Annotated in this window: 1 protein-coding gene; it reads right to left on the minus strand. The window is 61.7% G+C overall.

Features of this window, described 5'->3' with window-relative positions:
• On the minus strand, positions 1-905 hold a 905-nt coding region (locus CKO33_RS13170), incomplete at both ends, for a PD-(D/E)XK nuclease domain-containing protein (RefSeq protein WP_200182683.1).

Here is a 905-nt window from a genome sequence, read left to right on the forward strand (position 1 = left end):
GATCTGCTCCAGGGCCCTGCCCCCGGGCAACTGCTCCACCACCTTGAACTCGAACAGGTAGAGGTGGCCGCCGAAATCCACGGTCATGTCCACCTTGCCGTGGTGGCTGGCGTCTTCCACCGTCACCTGGACCCCCAGGGCGGCGAAGTGGCTGTAGAAGACGCTGGCGTAATGGCCTTCGTATTGGGCGATGGGGTTATTGCGATACCAGTCATGGGGGAGGCCGGCGTAGAGGGCCTTGAGGTGGGCCTCCAGGCCCGCCAGGTCATGTCGCTGCAAGAGATCCAGCAGTGCGAGTTGATGAGTCTGCAGCTGACTGTAGCCGATGCCGAGCACGGGGAGGAGGAGGTCGTTCAGGCTGCTTTCCACTTCCTGATTGGGGAATCCCAGGCTGTAGAGGCGATAGCCCAGCATGGGTTCCTGCACGTCCTTGATGGTGATGTAGCCGGTCTGGAACAGCAGGCCTTCTGTGGTGATGTCATCCACGTCGAAGCGGCCCAGCAACTGGGCCTTGGCCTGTAGTTTGTCCAGCCGCGGGGTGAAGACGCCCCGTTGCTTGAGTAGGTCGATCAGGAAGGTGGGGGTGGCGCTCTCGAACCAGTAGGGGCCGAATTGGCGATTCTGCAGGAGCAGCAGCACATCGAAGGGGTTGTAGACGGAATTGACCTCCTGCCCGCCCCAGCGGTAGCCGTTGTACCACTGGCGGATGGCGTCGCGATCCAGGCCGGGCAGTTCGGGGGCGAACACCGTGTCGAGATCCTCATCGGTGTAACCACAGATCGTGGAATATTCCGGCACCAGGGTGATATCCCGCAGGTTGTTCAGCCCCGAAAACAGGCTGACCTTGCTGAACTTGGAGACCCCGGTGATGAGCACCAGATGCAGGTGGGGGTCGGCGTCCTTGA

This window comes from Ectothiorhodospira mobilis (genome assembly GCF_016584115.1).
Classification (GTDB): domain Bacteria; phylum Pseudomonadota; class Gammaproteobacteria; order Ectothiorhodospirales; family Ectothiorhodospiraceae; genus Ectothiorhodospira; species Ectothiorhodospira mobilis.